The following is a 12,633-nucleotide window of genomic DNA, read 5'->3' as shown; positions in this document are numbered from 1 at the left end:
GCCAGTACCTCAAAGCGCTGTTGCCCACTCATGTGACCGGCGCTGGAAATAACAATAAAACTCTTGAGGAGTACTCGCTGTGGATAGCCGCAAATCCGAAGCACCAACGCTGGATCTCTCCCCCTCGCAGGGTGGCTGGCTGGAACGCCTGTTCAAACTGCGCCTGCATGGCACCACAGTGAAGACCGAGCTGATCGCCGGCCTCACCACCTTTATCACCATGGCCTACATCATCTTCGTCAACCCCAACATCATGGCCGACGCCGGCATCGATCACGGCGCGGCGTTCGTCGCCACCTGCATCGCCGCCGCGCTGGGTTGCCTGTTGATGGGCCTGTACGCCAACTGGCCGGTGGGCCTGGCGCCGGGCATGGGCCTGAACGCGTTTTTCACCTACACCGTGGTCGGCACCATGGGCTACCACTGGGAAACCGCGCTGGGTGCGGTGTTCATTTCCGGGGTGCTGTTCATGGGCCTTACGCTGTCGCGGGTGCGAGAGTGGCTGCTCAACAGCATTCCGGTGAGCCTGCGCCATGCCATGGGCGCCGGGGTCGGCCTGTTTCTCGGGGTGATCGGCCTGAAAACCGCCGGCATCATCGTCGACAGCCCGGCCACGCTGATCAAACTCGGTTCGCTGCATGAGCCGGCGCCGCTGCTGGCAGCGGTGTGCTTTTTGCTGATCGCGATTCTCAGCTACCACCGCGTGTTCGGCGCGATCCTCATCAGCATCATCGCCGTGACGCTGGCCGGTTGGGGCCTGGGCCTGGTGCACTACAACGGCATTCTCTCCACGCCGCCGAGCCTGGCACCGACCTGGATGGCGATGGACGTAAAAGGTGTATTCAATGTCAGCATGATCAGCGTGGTATTTGCGTTTCTTTTTGTGCACATGTTCGATACCGCCGGTACACTCATGGGCGTTGCGCAGCGCGCCGGGCTGGTGAATGCCGATGGCAAGATCGATAACCTGTCCCGTGCATTGAAGGCCGACAGTGCTTCCAGCGTGTTTGGCGCCATGGTCGGCGTGCCGCCGGTGACCAGCTACGTGGAAAGCGCCGCCGGGGTTGCCGCAGGTGGTCGCACCGGCCTTACCGCCGTGACCGTGGGTATCCTGTTTGTGGCGGCGATGTTTTTTGCCCCGCTGGCCGGCATGATTCCGGCCTATGCCACCGCCGGCGCGTTGATCTACGTGGCGATGCTGATGATGGCAAGCATGGCCCACATCAATTGGGATGAGGCCACCGACAGCATTCCGGCGATCGTCACGGCGATCATGATGCCGTTGACCTTCTCGGTCGCCGACGGCATCGCGCTGGGTTTTATCACCTACGTGGCGCTCAAGGCCGGCACCGGCAAGTACCGCGAAATCTCTGTGAGCCTGTGGGTGCTGTGCGTGATCTTTATCGCCAAGTTCATCTTTCTATAAAACAAGGAGCAAGCAATGAGTCTGGAAACCTGGCTGCTGTTCAGCGGCGCTGCGCTGGTGGTGATCCTGATCCCGGGGCCGCTGTCGTTGCTGATGATCAGCAACAGCCTGAATTACGGACTACGCCGCTCGTACCCGGCGTTTCTCGGTGGGGTGATCGCCTCGATCTGCCTGTTGAGCGCATCGGCCCTGGGCCTGGGCGCATTGCTGCTCGCTTCCGAACAACTGTTCAGCGCGCTGAAGATCGTCGGCGCGCTGTACCTGTTCTACCTTGCCTGGCAAAGCTGGCAACAGTCGCGGCAACCGGCCCACGGTGCAACCGTGCCGCAGGCTGCAGCGGTGCCACGCTTTCGCGCACTGTTCGGCCGCGCCTTTGTGCTGGGCGCCAGCAACCCCAAGGACATACTATTTTTTGCCGCCTTCCTGCCGCAGTTCCTTAGCAGCCAGCAAGCGTTTCTGCCGCAATTGCTGATCATGATCGCCACCTGGACCGTGCTCGACCTGCTGTGCAAGTTGGCCTACGGCCTGGGGGCCCATGGCGCTGCGCGGTACCTGCGCAGCGGCAGCGGGCAAAGCTGGTTCAACCGCCTCAGCGCCGCCCTGTTCGGCTGCGCCGGCGCGGTCTCGCTGCTCAAGGTGAGACTCGGTTGACCCTGGCAAAATAAACGCTGGGTGGGACGGTGCCCTGGATCGGCCATTGGATACCGGCGGCGATCGGCACCAGGCGCTGTTCATCCATCGCACGTCTGATCTGCGTGGACAGTGCCGACGTACGATCTGATTGGAAACCTGCATTCAGCCAGTTATCGGTGAGCCGCTTTTGCAACTGGACGGTCCCGCGCCCGACCCACTGATAGACCATGTAGTACAGCGTGTTGGAATGGGGGTGGGTCACCACCCATTCCCGCGTGGCTTTCCTGCCACGCTGCATGGGCCTGTCCTGGACAGTGAAGCCCTGCTGTTCCAGCACCGTCCTGATTGCCCCACGCAGCGCAGTGTTTCGCTCTGCCGAAACACTTGCGCCGCCGGATCGCAGCCTTGGGTCCAAGGCAACAGGCAGGCTGAAGTCAACACGCGTGAAGCCGGGTGCCTTGCCTTCAAAACCGATGTAGATGCTATGGATATCCCTCTCCGTGGGCCGCAGCATCGCCAGTAAATCATCGGTCTGACCCAGCCTGACCGGGTCGGGGGTGAGCCATCGATCCAGGGTCGCTCGCAGGTTCAGCAGATGGCTGGCGGTTACCGCGCGGGAAGAGTCGGACAGTTCGATCAACCTTGCGACGGCAAACTCGCGGCTTTTTCGCGTCATGCCAGGGAAAGCCCGGCCCACCAGCGGCTCCAACGGCCCGTCGAACAACGGGGCATGGAGCTGCCAGGCACCCGATGCAGTGCGAGAGGCCGGTATCGGTTGTTCGTGAAGATCGGTGGTTGTCCAACGCGCGATATCCACTTGGGCTTTTGACACCAGCGGCCGGTCCGGCGCGATGAAAACGACATCGCCCACAGGCACATGATCGCCCTGATGGAGCAACCGGTAGTAGCCCGCGCCCGATAGCCTGGGAGTGTCATACCTGAGGCCCACGCAGATAACATCGTAGGGAAAACCCGGCGGCTCCTGATGCACATGGAATATTCCCGCAGCCGAGGGGCCAGACGCGTGGTTTTCAGGCACCCGCGTGCGCCAATTGAACCAGTGCGTGCCTTGCACGGATGACTGCACGATCCGGCTTCGCGTCGCCGCACGCTCGACGAGTGGCTGCCCACCCGCTGGCTGCAAGGGCGCCGGCTGAATTGCGCGTGAACTCGGGCCGGCCACCGGCGCATCCGCCCCCAGCTGCCAGTCCCGGGGCTCATGGATGGTGAGGACCAACTCGTCCGTACCCGGCGCCTCTTTGTTCTTCAAGCGGAAAAAACCTTCGTCGCCTCGCCGATAAACCGGGTAATGGTGGGTGTCGTCCACAAGCAAGCGTTCACCGTTTTTCACGTACAGCCCTCTTTCGCCCGGCCCCTTCAACGCCACGGCGTCTTGAGGCAGCCCCTGAACCTTGAACCGCTCCAGCGGTGTGAGCCGGGCAACCGGCGAAGGCGACGGGGCCAGCAAAGAAACCCGGCCAACCTGCGCAACGGTTGCATGATGAATACGATTCAAACCTCTCGCCATTGAGCCCACCCTCGGGCGCGGCAACGCTGGCGCCTTGAGTTTGGGGCCAGGCGCAAAACTCAGCAAAAGGTCTACCGCCAGATATATCACCCCAAAGGCCACACCCACCGCATCGCGAGGGTCGCCATAACGGTGATAGCGCCGCGCGGCGAGCAGCAATTCATACACCTGATTACCCAAGTCGAAAAACGGCACGATCATCGACAGAATCTCGCGTCGGCGGGTACTCCTCTCTTCTTCGAGGCGTTGCTCCCGGTACTTCTCCAGAGACTTGCCAGAGGTGCTGCCGGCCTGCGCGTAATGCTGCAGACCCAGGACCCGCGCCTGATACAACAGGGCCATGGCATCGTCGTGGGAAGTGGGCACCAGGGCCAGCCAGTTCAGCGCGTCATGGGCAACCTGCTCATGGATCTGCTGTTCAATGCTGTCGACAAGCGCCGTGGGCACCAAGTGCTTGATCGCAAATGAACGAACGAACGCAACGTCGCGCCAGAGCCCCTGCACCAATGCATACCCGGGAAGCAATGAAAACGCATTGAAGCGCGGCTCACTGCGCGCTTCACCTGGGTGATGGGTGATGGCTTCGAATGCCCACCCCGGCGCGACGTGCCGGGCCAGTGCCTTCACCGTGCCGGGTAACGCCCAGTTGCGGTTCACGTGCTCACGGGCCAGTTGCAGGCTGGCGTGCTCACTAAGGTTGGCGGTACCCGAAGCGGTGGGCCAGTAGACCACGCAGCGCTGGGACAGCAGGTCGTGAAACACCAGGACGCCGGCGATATAGCGATCATGCTGCAGGGTGTGGCCCACCAGATGCACCACCAGCAGTTGCACTTGATGAGTCTGCTCGTGCAGCCCTGCCATTGCCTTGCTGAACAGGCGTTGCCCATCTGCCGAGAGCCCTTGTTGAACCGCCGAATACAGATCGGCCTCGGCACCCGCCTGCAAAGCGCGCCGCAACAGTTGCGGGACACGCGCATCGTCAGCGCGCGCGGGCGGGTAAAAAACGCCGTCGATCAATGCCTCATAACCTGCGCCGATATCCAGCGAAGACACCATGCTGATCAAATAATCTGGTGTCAGTTGCGGTTGCCACGCCGGGATCAGGTAACGGGCGTACTTGAAACGCCACCAGGTGGGCGTCATCTGCGGGTCCAGGTTCTGCAACGCCATTTGCAGCAGGCTCAAGCACGTACGCGCCGGGCTTGGTGTGAGGATTTCACCACGCTCGCCCACCACACACACGCTTTCCCAGCCACAGAACCGACCATCGACACGGTCAGGCAATTCGATAAAAGGGGTGTCAATGTCCAGCTCCAGGCCGTCCTCGCGCAAGCGGGCAACCAACACACGGCGTGCGTAGGAGTGCAGATCAGGCAGACGTTGCTTCAGGTGCTCTTCAAAGGCAAACACGCTGCCCAGGTTGCGGCCCTGCAAGTGTTTGAAGCGGCTGTGCCGGGCCGCGTCGGCCTCGGCCAACCAGAGCGGCAACTGGTGTTTCGCGCTCGCGGCTTTGCGCACCAGTTCGACATGCGCGCGTGCCTGAGCCCGAGCGCTGCTGGCGGGCGCATTCAGGTGTTCATCCAACTCCACTGCGAGGAGCAGGCGGCTCAACTGAGCATCCTGGGTTTCACTGAAAATACGTGTAGGGCCGGCAAGCCCCTGCTCCTGGGCCAGGTAGCCCTTGAGCAGCCGCTTGAATGCCAACGCCAGCGGGTTGCCCTCAATGGGTTCATACCGCACTGCCAGGGTTTGGCCTGCCACCTGCTCCGCCACCCCCGCGCGGTGTCGCCGCTCGACATAGCGCCACAATACCGAGCCATCGCGGCTGCCGAGGCTGGCCTGAATGCCACGCGATAGCGCCCCCAGCCGGGCAAACTCGACCACCCCGCCCTCCCGCCCGAACGCACACAGCACCACCGGCACGCGCCGTTCCGGTTCGCCCAGCGCGGCGGTGCGGGTGATCGCAAACAGGCTGTGCAAAGGGCGCATGGCACTGCCTTCGCCCCCCACCAGCACCGACAGCACGCAGGTTTCACTGGCGCCGCGCTTGCTCGCCAGCGGCGTGTCCAATACCTCGACCAGCAGGTCCCGATGGGCTGCCGAGATCAGCTTGAGCCGGTGCTGCAACTGGGTTTCGCTGCGCAGCAGGTCGGTCCATCTGTAGATCAGCGCAGCCTGGCGGTTATGCTCACCTGTGGGGCGCGCATTCCAGAACGCCGTCTCGAACAGTTGCAGGGGCGCGCCCTGCAGCAGCCTGCGCAAGGTGTTTGCCTGGTCCTCGAGCTGGCCCTCAAGGGTGATGAAATCCTGCCAGCCTGGCGTGTCCGCACCCGGGTCCTGGGGGTCCAGCAGCGTCAGCAGGCCTTTTTCATAGCGTTTGACCTGTTGCAGCGCCGCTTGCACGGGCAGTTCCGGGGCGCAACTGGCGAACATTATTTCCTGATGACGCCGCTGCTGATCCCACTCGTGCAGTTCATGACGAAGGCTCCCCAGGCGCGCCTTGCCTGCCCAGTGGTGCCTGGCGCGTTCGATATAAGCCAGAAAACGCGTGGGGTTCTCCACAGTGCGCGCGCTCCTGCCGGAATAGACCTGCGCAAGATTGATCGACACCGCGCAGGCCAACTCGTTGTCCCATTGCCCCTCCAGCACCGCCAGCGCACTCTGCTCCAACGCATCGCCGCGCAGGGCGCAACCACGCCCCACCGCCCTGTTGGCGCCGACAGTCGCGACCTCGGGCCGGCACACCTCATGCCGACGGCGCAGCGGCAGGCACTGCCACAGGTCCTCGAACAAGGCGCCATTAATCAGCCCCGCAAGCCCACACTGCAACTGGTCGAAGGATGGGTATTCGTAGTAATTGCGCTGTGTACCCGGCAGGTAGATCACATGCGGCGCACCTGGCGGGTCACCCTCACGATAAAGATGCAGGGCGCCGGGCATCGGCATCAATCGCGGCCCCACACCCGGCCAGAACAACTTGCACACCCGCAGGCTGGCCCATTGCGCGCCGGCGTGCTGGCGGGCTTGCGCCGTCGGAGCGTCCACCAGCTCCTGAACCATTTCCATGCCCGCACTCGACAGCTCGCCCAATTGCGACGCCACCAGGGCCTGGTCGGCGAACAGCTGCGCGTGCAATTGCACCCAGCGCTCGGTGCGTGTCAGCCATCCCGCCGTCACCAGTGCCTGCCAATAGTCCCTGCGCGCCTGGGCAAGCCGCCCGAACAGATTGAGCGCAATCACCCGTCGCAAGGCCTCCATCGGCGTGAAAGGCAAACGTCGCAAGGGGTCGCCCTTGAGGCTGACGGCCGTGAAATGATTGAGATTGATCGACAACGACGGCAGCACCAGTATCTGCAATGCGCGGTCGGTCAAGGTGTCGACTTGCTGTGCGACCGCCGGCGGCTTGGGTTCGGTAAAGAGCACGCTGTCCGGGTCCAGCTCGAAAGCCTTGCGCAACTCGGCACGGATCACCCGCAGGATCCTGGGCGCGCGGGAAATCAGGCGCGACCGATGGTGGGCCGCGTCGGCACAACGCAAATCGGCGGCCGTGAGCCGATTGATCAAGAGGCTGGGCTGAGGGCTGTTGTCGATCCGCTGCGCCAGCTGAATACGCATGGCCTGCAACGCATCGTCGTCAGACACATCGGGGTCGGTAGGTAAGGTCACGGCGGTGTCTTCGTCGAGGAAAACACCGAGCCTATGCGGCGCCCGCCCTCACCTGGCACTAGATAATTAAACGGCGCGCCAGGCAAAAAAAAGCCCGCAGTGTGAGCGGGCGAAAAACCAACGAAGAGCCTTGGGGGCATGAAGCGAGGTGACGACTCAGCTACCGCGATAGGTGGAGTAGCTGTAAGGCGAAATCAGCAGCGGCACATGGTAGTGGTCCTGCTCGGCGCTGATGCCGAAGCGCAATACCACCACATCCAGAAAAGCCGGCTCGGGCAGTTGCACGCCCCGGGCCCGGTAGTAGTCGCCGGCACTGAACTGCAGCTGGTAGACGCCGCTGCGGTAATCATCGCCTTGCAGCAGCGGCGCGTCGCAGCGGCCGTCGCTGTTGGTCACGGCCGTGGCGACCAGCTCCAGCTGCGCGCCGTCGACGCGGTACAGCTCAACCTGGATGGCGCTGCCGGGGCAGCCGTGGGCGGCGTCCAGTACGTGTGTGGTCAGTCGTCCCATGGGGCGGGGCTCCCTAGCGTGAATTGAAAGTGGCCGCACCTTTACGGGGCATGAAAAAGTCGGCGATGGGATGATTAAGACACTTTCAATAAAAATTGTACACAATAAAAATCACAAAGTTTTGCCTGCCTCTTTCAGCATGGGCCCTGATGCTGATAACTCGGCAGGCCTTGCTTTTAAAAGACCTTTTATCCATTTACTGACCAACTGGGCAAGTTTCTTGCAGTGCTAAGCTGTAGCAACCGCCTGGAAAAAATGCAGAAATACAGGCTTACAAAGTGACTATCAAGTTGTATACAATCAGCCCATCGCTGTGACGCCACCCAGTCTTTGCGCTGGCCGCCACACACTTGCTACCACGCACAAGAAGGAAGACTGCAGTGAGCGCTGACTACCCACGCGACCTGATCGGTTACGGCAGTAACCCTCCTCACCCCCATTGGCCAGGCAAGGCACGTATCGCCTTGTCATTCGTACTCAACTACGAAGAAGGCGGCGAACGCAATATCCTGCATGGCGACAAAGAGTCCGAAGCCTTTCTCTCGGAAATGGTCTCGGCCCAGCCGCTGCAAGGCGCGCGCAACATGAGCATGGAATCGCTGTACGAATACGGCAGCCGTGCCGGTGTGTGGCGCATCCTCAAGCTGTTCAAGGAATTCGATATTCCGCTGACCATCTTCGCCGTGGCCATGGCCGCCCAGCGCCACCCGGATGTGATCCGTGCGATGGTCGAGGCCGGCCATGAGATCTGCAGCCACGGCTACCGCTGGATCGACTACCAGTACATGGACGAGGCCCAGGAACGCGAGCACATGCTCGAAGCCATCCGCATCCTCACCGAACTCACCGGCGAACGCCCACTGGGCTGGTACACCGGCCGCACCGGTCCCAACACCCGGCGGCTGGTAATGGAGGAAGGCGGTTTCCTCTACGACTGCGACACCTACGACGACGACCTGCCCTACTGGGAACCCAACACCCCCACCGGCAAGCCGCACCTGGTGATCCCCTACACCCTGGACACCAATGACATGCGCTTCACCCAGGTGCAGGGTTTCAACAAGGGCGACGACTTTTTCGAATACCTCAAGGACGCGTTCGACGTGCTGTATGCCGAAGGCGCCGACGCACCGAAGATGCTCTCCATCGGCCTGCACTGCCGCCTGATCGGCCGCCCTGCCCGCCTCGCGGCCTTGAAGCGCTTTATCGAATACGCCAAAGGTCACGAGCAGGTGTGGTTCACCCGCCGCGTGGACATTGCCCGCCACTGGCACGAAACCCACCCCTTCAAGGGAGCAGCGAAATGACTGCGTTCCAAACCCTGAAGCCGTCGACCCTGAGCCGCGACGAATTCGTCGCCGCCTTCGCCGACATCTACGAACATTCGCCATGGGTGGCCGAAAAGGCCTTCGACCTGGGCCAGGACGCGTCGATCGATCAGATCGAAACCCTGCACCAGCGCATGAGCGACATCCTGTTGAGCGCTGATCATCAAAGCCAACTGGCCCTGATCAATGCCCACCCGGACCTGGCAGGCCGTGCGGCCGTCCAGGGCCAACTGACCCAAGCCAGCACCGATGAGCAAGCTGGCGCGGGGATTCACCAATGCACGAGTGAGGAGTTCTCGCGCTTCACCGAGCTGAACGATGCCTACAAGGCCAAGTTCAAGTTTCCCTTCATCATGGCGGTAAAAGGCAGCAACCGGCATCAGATCCTCGCCGCGTTTGAAACGCGTATTCACAACTCGGTAGACGCCGAGTTCAAATGCGCCCTGGCCGAGATCAACAAGATCGCGTTGTTCCGTTTACTGACTCTTTAAGCGAACCTGGCCCGAGCGCTCATGACGCCCAGGGCCTGGCGAGCATCCCAAGCCACTCTATTTAAGGCAGACAAGAAGAATGAAAGCTTACGCCGTACCTTTCGAGAAGTTCGTCAACCTGGCCGACGCGCGTCTGGGCACCAAGATCCTTTCGGTGACCGATGACTGGTTCGCTGACGCCAACCGCCTGTTCCAGCCGACCCCGGCCGTGTGGAAGGAGGGCGTTTTCGATGACAACGGCAAGTGGATGGACGGCTGGGAGTCGCGCCGCAAGCGCTTCGAAGGCTACGACAGCGCAGTGATCCGCCTGGGCGTACCCGGCTCAATCAAGGGCGTGGACATCGACACTTCATTCTTCACCGGCAACTTCCCGCCGTCGGCCTCCCTGGAAGCCTGCTTCCTGGCCTCCGGCGACCCTGATGAAAACACCCAGTGGGTGGAAGTGCTGTCGGCCGTCGAGCTGCAAGGCAACAGCCACCACTACCACGAGATCAGCAACGACCAGGCGTACAGCCACCTGCGTTTCAACATCTACCCGGATGGCGGCGTAGCCCGCCTGCGTGTGTACGGCGTGCCGTTCCGCGACTGGTCCTCGGTAGGCGACAACGAACAAGTCGACCTGGCGTCGGCCCTCAACGGTGGCCGCGCGCTGGCCTGCTCCGATGAACACTTCGGCCGCATGAGCAACATCCTCAACCCGGGCCGTGGCATCAACATGGGCGACGGCTGGGAAACCGCACGTCGTCGTACGCCAGGCAATGACTGGGTGATCGTCGCCCTCGGCCACCCGGGCGAGATCGAAAAAATCATCGTCGACACCCTGCACTTCAAGGGCAACTACCCGGACACCTGCTCGATCCAGGGCGCGTTCGTCAAGGGCGGCACCGACAGCCAGATCGAAACCCAATCGCTGTTCTGGCGCGAACTGCTGCCGGCGCAGAAGCTGGAAATGCACGCCGAACACAGTTTCGCCGAGCAGATCAAGGCACTGGGGCCGATCACCCACATCCGCCTTAACGTGTTCCCGGACGGTGGTGTGAGCCGCCTGCGTGTCCTGGGCAAGGTCGCAAAATAAGGGTGCGCCCAATCGCGGGCAAGCCCGACTCCCACAGGGGTACGCGGTCAAATGTGGAAGCCGGGCTTGCCCACGACAGCGGTAGACCAGACAACATCAAATTCGAAAACTTAAGAAGACAGCCATGCGCACACTGATGATCGAACCCCTGACCAAAGAAGCCTTCGCCCCTTTCGGAGACGTTATCGAAACCGATGGCAGCGATCACTTCATGATCAACAACGGGTCGACCATGCGCTTTCACAAGCTGGCAACGGTAGAAACCGCACAGCCTGAAGACAACGCGATCATCAGCATTTTCCGCGCCGACGCGCAGGACATGCCGCTGACCGTGTGCATGCTGGAGAGACACCCGCTGGGCAGCCAGGCTTTCATTCCGCTGCTCGGCAACCCCTTTCTGATCGTGGTCGCGCCACTTGGCGATGCACCTGTATCAGGCTTGGTCCGCGCCTTCGTTACCAACGGCAGGCAGGGCATTAATTACCATCGCGGCGTCTGGCACCACCCGGTGCTGACGATCGAAAAGCGGGATGACTTCCTGGTGGTTGATCGCAGTGGCACAGGCAATAACTGCGATGAGCATTTTTTTGAAGAGGATGAGCGGTTGATCCTCGCCCCCCACCAATAAGAGAAGGCTTGATCACCCGACAACAAGGGTGACAGGCGAGAGGTAAAGACTGTGGAAGCACATCTGTTGGAATGGCTGAACCTTAGCGTGCGCTGGGTTCACATGATCACTGGCGTCGCGTGGATCGGCGCTTCCTTCTATTTTGTCTGGCTGGAAAACAACCTCAATCGCGTCAACCCCAAGAGCGGCCTGGCCGGTGACTTGTGGGCGATCCACGGTGGCGGTATCTACCACCTGGAAAAATACAAACTGGCCCCACCGACCATGCCGGACAACCTGCACTGGTTCAAATGGGAAGCCTATTTCACCTGGATGTCGGGCGTCGCGCTGCTGTGCGTGGTGTTCTACCTCAACCCGACGCTGTACCTGCTGGCCCCCGGCAGCACACTCAGCGGCACCGAAGGCGTGTTGCTGGGCATCGGCTCACTGTTCGCCGGCTGGTTCATCTACTCCTTCCTCTGCGACTCGGCTCTGGGCAAACGCCCTGCCCTGCTCGGCTTCATCCTGTTCGTGTTGTTGATTGCGGCAGCCTACGGCTTCAGCAAGGTGTTCAGCGGCCGTGGCGCCTACCTGCACGTGGGTGCGGTGATCGGCACCATCATGGTCGGCAACGTGTTCCGCATCATCATGCCCGCGCAGCGTGCGCTGGTAGCGGCCATCGCCGAAAACCGCACGCCCGACCCGGCGCTGCCGGCCAAGGGCCTGCTGCGTTCACGTCACAACAACTACTTCACCTTGCCGGTGCTGTTCATCATGATCAGCAACCACTTCCCGAGCACCTACGGCAGCCAATACAACTGGCTGATCCTGGCAGGTATCGCGGTGGCGGCAGTGTTGGTGCGGCACTACTTCAACACCCGCCACAACAGCCAGAAGTACGCGTGGACCTTGCCGGTAGGCGCCTTGGCGATGATCAGCCTGGCGTACGTGACCGGGCCAAAACCCGCCGAGCCGATCGCCAAGACACCGGCGGCCATCGAGTACCAGCCGTTGCCGGAAACCGCGCTGGGCGGCGGCTTGAAACCCGCAGCCCCGGCCGCACCGGCAGAACCTGCTGCAGCACCGGCCCAGGCGACGATTGATTTCGACAAGGTGCATGGCGTGATCCAGGAACGCTGCGCCGTGTGCCACTCGGCCAAGCCCACCAGCCCGCTGTTCAGCACCGCCCCGGCGGGGGTGATGTTCGACACCCCGGCGCAGATCCAGCAGCAGGCCGCGCGCATTCAGGCGCAGGCCGTGGCGAGCCAGATCATGCCGCTGGGCAACATTACCCAGATGACCCAGCAGGAGCGGGATTTGATTGGCACCTGGATCAATCAGGGGGCGCGTACCAATTAACTGATTCACA

9 protein-coding genes are annotated in these 12,633 nt (G+C 61.9%); 7 read left to right on the top strand and 2 right to left on the bottom strand.

Annotated features, from left to right (window positions below; translation table 11 throughout):
* The first annotated feature begins 79 nt into the window (after positions 1-79).
* Both AC0IYH_RS24900 and AC0IYH_RS24895 read left to right on the top strand, forming a co-directional pair.
* On the top strand, positions 80-1,426 hold the full coding sequence (locus AC0IYH_RS24900) for an NCS2 family permease (protein WP_471836705.1): 1,347 nt from the start codon (positions 80-82) through the stop codon (positions 1,424-1,426).
* Between the two features lie 15 nt (positions 1,427-1,441).
* Positions 1,442-2,077 carry a LysE family translocator gene (locus AC0IYH_RS24895; protein WP_471836703.1) on the top strand — a complete coding sequence of 212 codons (636 nt, stop codon included), beginning with the start codon at positions 1,442-1,444 and terminating at the stop codon, positions 2,075-2,077.
* Here the strand turns inward: AC0IYH_RS24895 and AC0IYH_RS24890 are convergent.
* On the bottom strand, positions 2,058-7,253 hold the full coding sequence (locus AC0IYH_RS24890; RefSeq protein WP_471836701.1) for a dermonecrotic toxin domain-containing protein: 5,196 nt from the start codon (positions 7,251-7,253) through the stop codon (positions 2,058-2,060). The two genes, AC0IYH_RS24895 and AC0IYH_RS24890, sit on opposite strands and share 20 nt — an antisense overlap.
* Before the next feature lie 156 nt (positions 7,254-7,409).
* On the bottom strand, positions 7,410-7,763 hold the full coding sequence (uraH, locus tag AC0IYH_RS24885; protein WP_116626257.1) for a hydroxyisourate hydrolase: 354 nt from the start codon (positions 7,761-7,763) through the stop codon (positions 7,410-7,412).
* Positions 7,764-8,143: 380 nt separating this feature from the next.
* Here uraH and puuE point away from each other — a divergent pair, with 380 nt between their 5' ends.
* The 5 genes from puuE to AC0IYH_RS24860 all read left to right on the top strand — a co-directional run bounded on the left by puuE (position 8,144) and on the right by AC0IYH_RS24860 (position 12,623).
* Complete coding sequence (gene puuE, locus AC0IYH_RS24880) at positions 8,144-9,070, top strand: allantoinase PuuE (RefSeq protein ID WP_471836699.1); 927 nt, start codon at positions 8,144-8,146, stop codon at positions 9,068-9,070.
* Positions 9,067-9,582, top strand: coding sequence for a 2-oxo-4-hydroxy-4-carboxy-5-ureidoimidazoline decarboxylase (gene uraD, locus AC0IYH_RS24875; protein ID WP_471836697.1), 516 nt, complete (start codon positions 9,067-9,069; stop codon positions 9,580-9,582). Before puuE ends, uraD begins: the two co-directional genes overlap by 4 nt.
* Before the next feature lie 79 nt (positions 9,583-9,661).
* Complete coding sequence (gene alc / locus AC0IYH_RS24870; protein ID WP_116626254.1) at positions 9,662-10,657, top strand: allantoicase; 996 nt, start codon at positions 9,662-9,664, stop codon at positions 10,655-10,657.
* A 124-nt stretch (positions 10,658-10,781) separates the two neighbouring features.
* A complete protein-coding gene (locus AC0IYH_RS24865; RefSeq protein ID WP_065873378.1) occupies positions 10,782-11,285 on the top strand; it encodes an ureidoglycolate lyase in 504 nt (167 codons plus the stop codon).
* A gap of 51 nt (positions 11,286-11,336) precedes the next feature.
* A complete protein-coding gene (locus AC0IYH_RS24860) occupies positions 11,337-12,623 on the top strand; it encodes a urate hydroxylase PuuD (RefSeq protein ID WP_122773468.1) in 1,287 nt (428 codons plus the stop codon).
* Positions 12,624-12,633 lie beyond the last annotated feature (10 nt).

It is taken from the genome of Pseudomonas sp. AC463, assembly GCF_979253585.1.
The sequence above is the reverse complement of the archived record's forward strand: the minus strand, read 5'-3'. Positions and strand labels throughout refer to the sequence as shown.